At 75.3% G+C, this 3,143-nt stretch carries 2 protein-coding genes and 1 pseudogene; 1 reads left to right on the forward strand and 2 read right to left on the reverse strand.

The genetic code is table 11. The features are described 5' to 3' along the window. A pseudogene (locus ABZ371_RS30820) lies at positions 1 to 774 on the reverse strand (hypothetical protein); the annotation flags it as partial. 294 nt (positions 775 to 1,068) lie between these two features. Next, positions 1,069 to 1,827, reverse strand: coding sequence for a DeoR/GlpR family DNA-binding transcription regulator (locus ABZ371_RS30825; protein ID WP_358685848.1), 759 nt, complete (start codon positions 1,825 to 1,827; stop codon positions 1,069 to 1,071). A gap of 72 nt (positions 1,828 to 1,899) precedes the next feature. Here ABZ371_RS30825 and ABZ371_RS30830 point away from each other — a divergent pair, with 72 nt between their 5' ends. Beyond that, positions 1,900 to 3,093, forward strand: a complete 1,194-nt coding sequence (locus ABZ371_RS30830; RefSeq protein WP_358685851.1) for an MFS transporter — start codon at positions 1,900 to 1,902, stop codon at positions 3,091 to 3,093. The last annotated feature ends 50 nt before the right edge of the window (positions 3,094 to 3,143 follow it).

Genomic DNA, 3,143 nt, shown 5'->3' on the forward strand with positions numbered 1-3,143 from the left:
GGCGGCCCAGGCGTCGCGCACGGGCCCGGAGGGTCCCGGGCCGGTCGCGGCGTGCACCCGGAAGCGGGGGTCGGACACGTCGGGCGCGTCCTCGGGGAGCACCCCGACGACCTGGTGCGGCGTGCTCCCGGGCCGCCGGGTGTAGGTGGTGAAGGTCAGCCGTTCCGCGTGCTCCCGCGGCAGGACGGCGACGGCCAGGGCGATCCACCGGGCCACGTCCGCGCTGTGCCGCTCCACGAGCACGACCCGCGGCGCGGCCGGGTCCTCGCTCGCCCGACGCAGATCGCCGAGGACGGCGGCGAGCCAGGGGCCCCGGGACACCGCGAAGTCGCCGATGCCCTCGCGGGTCAGCCCCCGGGAGGGGCCGCCCGCCAGGGCCGTCGAGGTCAGCGGGTCGGCCGGGTGGCGGTCCGGCGCGGCGGAGAGCCACCCGGCGGCACCCCAGGCGGAGACCGGGAGCACCCGGCCGGGGAGGGGTGTGCCGGCCGGGAGGTGCACGGCGTGGGCGTGGAAGCCGCCGTCACCGGTGGCCACCGTGCGGCTGAGGAGGTGGCTGCCGTCGGAGAGCGGGGCGAAGCCGAACGCGACCGGCTGTGCGCGGAGCCGGGTGCCGGTGAGCCGTCCGGGGGTGCCCGCGGGGGCCTCGTAGGTGAGGAGCGGGGCGGCCTCCGCGCGTATCGGCCCCGGTATCGCGGGATCCGCGGCGGTGAACCGGCCCCCCGGCTCCCCGGCCCCGGCCGCGACGGAGGTGTAGTGCAACTGCGGGAGGCTCATGCGTAGGCCCTCATCGTCCCTGCCACGTCCGGTCCCCTCGACCCGCACCGGCACCGCTCACCGTCCTGTCGGGCGGCCGGCACCGGTCCGGTGACGACCCCGGCGGGGAGCTTTCCGCAGTCGTGCGGGCGACGTTATCAAGGCCTGACACACCGTCGGGCGGCATGTGGCCCCGGGCGGCGACGGCGCTCGCGGCCGCGAGCCGTGCGGGGAGGAGGCGAGCCGGCGAGGCCGAGGCCACCCGTGCCGGCCCGGACCCGGACCGTGCACGGTCCGCCCCGCACGGCGTCCGGGTCACACCCGGCGTACGTCCACGCCCAGTGCCGCCAGCGCCTCCGTCTCGTCTCCGGGTGCCGCGGTGTCGGTGACCACCGTGTGCAGCGCGGAGGCCGGCGTGACCAGGGCCAGGGCGGTGCGCGAGAGCTTGGCCGCGTCGGCCACGGCGACGACCCGGCGCGACGAGGCGATCGCCGCGCGCTTGACCGCCGTGTCCTCCAGGTCGTAGGCCGTCAGGCCGTCGGCGGCGGTCAGGCCGCAGCAGCCGACGACCGCGGTGTCGAAGCGCAGTGACGCCAGTGACGCCTCGGTCAGCGGTCCGGTCAGCGCGAGTTCACCGGGGCGCGGCCTGCCGCCGGGCAGCAGCAGCGTCAGCCGGCTCGCGCCGGTGAGGACGTTGGCGGCGTGCAGGGACAGCGGCATGACCGTCAGGCGGCGGTTCGTGAGGGCTCGCGCCACCTCCAGACAGGTGGTGCCGCTGTCGAGGACGACCGACTCGCCGTCCGCGATCAGCGAGGCCACCTCGGCCGCGATGCGCCGCTTGGCCTCCAGCCCTTCCCCCGCCCGCAGGGCGAACGGCGGCTCCTCGCCCCGCAGCACGAGACTGCGCGCGCCACCCCGGTAACGCTCCAGGACCCCCTGCCCGGCCAGCGTCTCCAGGTCGCGGCGGACCGTCATCTCGGAGGCGCCGGTGAGCTCCGCCAGCTCGGAGACCGTCCGGCGGCCGGTCTCCAGCACCGCGTGGGTGATCTGCTTCAGTCGGTCTGCACTCGCCATGAGCGAAGTGAACATCAATCATGTGCGCAAGACAAACTTACGCACAGAAAATCTGTTTGTTAGATTGCGCGCATGGACAGACTTCTGCGGGTCGGCCGGCTGGCGACCTTCGTGTACTTCACCCTCTGCGGCTTCGTGCTCGGGATGTGGATCGTCCACATCCCCACCATCGAGCAGCGGGTGGGGATCAGCCACGCCGTCCTCGGCTGGCTCCTGCTGCTCCTGGGCGGCGGCGCCTTCGCCGGGATGCAGCTGATAGGGCCGCTCAGCGACCGCTTCGGGGCCCGCAAGGTCGTCCCCGTGACGTCGGTGCTGTCCTGTGCCGCCCTCGTCCTGCCGGGACTGGCCACCGGCCCCTGGGCGCTGGGGGCCTCCCTGTTCGTGCTGGGCTGTGTCACCGGGTGCCTGGACGTCGCGATGAACGCCCACGCCGTACAGGTCGAGCGGGGCTACGGGCGGCCCGTGATGTCCGCCTTCCACGCCATGTTCTCCATCGGCGGGGTGCTGGCCTCGCTGGTCGGCGCCTTCACACTCGGCCGGGGCTGGAGTCCGGCCGTCACGCTCGCCGCCATGGGCGGGCTCAGCCTCGTCGTGACCCTCGCCGCGATGCCGGCCCTGCTCCCCCCGGACGCCGTTCCCGCCGGCGGCGCGGACACCGCGAAGTCCGCCCGGCGACCCGTGCCGCGCCGCATCTGGATCATGGCCGGGCTCGCCCTGGTGCTCATGCTCTCGGAAGGGGTCGCGGGGGACTGGAGCGCGCTCCACCTGAGGGACGTGCTGGACGCCTCCCCGTCGACCGCGGCCCTCGCCTACGGTTCCTTCGCCACCGCGATGACCGTCGGCCGGCTGCTGGCCGACCGTGTCGCCGCGCGCTTCGGCGCGGTGGCCATCCTCCGCTACGGCTCCGGCCTGGCGGCGGCGGGCCTGGTGCTGGCCGCGCTGTCGTCCGCGACCGCCCCGGCGCTGGCCGGCTGGACGGTCTTCGGCATCGGGCTGTCGGGGACGATTCCCCAGCTGTTCAGCGCCGCGGGCCACATCGATCCGCAGGCGGCCGCGACGAACGTGTCGAGGGTGGCGGGCCTCGGCTACGTCGGCATCCTGGCCGGGCCGGCGGTGATCGGTCCGATGACCCATCTGATGCCACTGAACCTGACGTTCTTCCTGCCGGTGGCCTTCTGCGTCCTCGCCTGCCTCGCGGCCCCGGTGCTCGGAGCCGGCTCCGCCCGCACCGCCGCGCCCGCGGCCGAACAGCCGCAGCGGGCCTGACCTGCGCACCCGGCGGGCCTGGACGGCGAAGCGCGGGCAGCGCGTCGGAG

Origin of the sequence: Streptomyces sp. NPDC005899 (genome assembly GCF_040629645.1) — a bacterium.
In the GTDB taxonomy this organism is placed as follows: Bacteria; Actinomycetota; Actinomycetes; order Streptomycetales; family Streptomycetaceae; genus Streptomyces.

What these genes read in the sequence shown, in the direction of transcription:
- ABZ371_RS30825 (WP_358685848.1), bottom strand. Translation starts at nt 1,827, where the DNA reads ATGGCGAGTGCAGACCGACTGAAGCAGATCACCCACGCGGTGCTGGAG.
- ABZ371_RS30830 (WP_358685851.1), top strand. Translation starts at nt 1,900, where the DNA reads ATGGACAGACTTCTGCGGGTCGGCCGGCTGGCGACCTTCGTGTACTTC.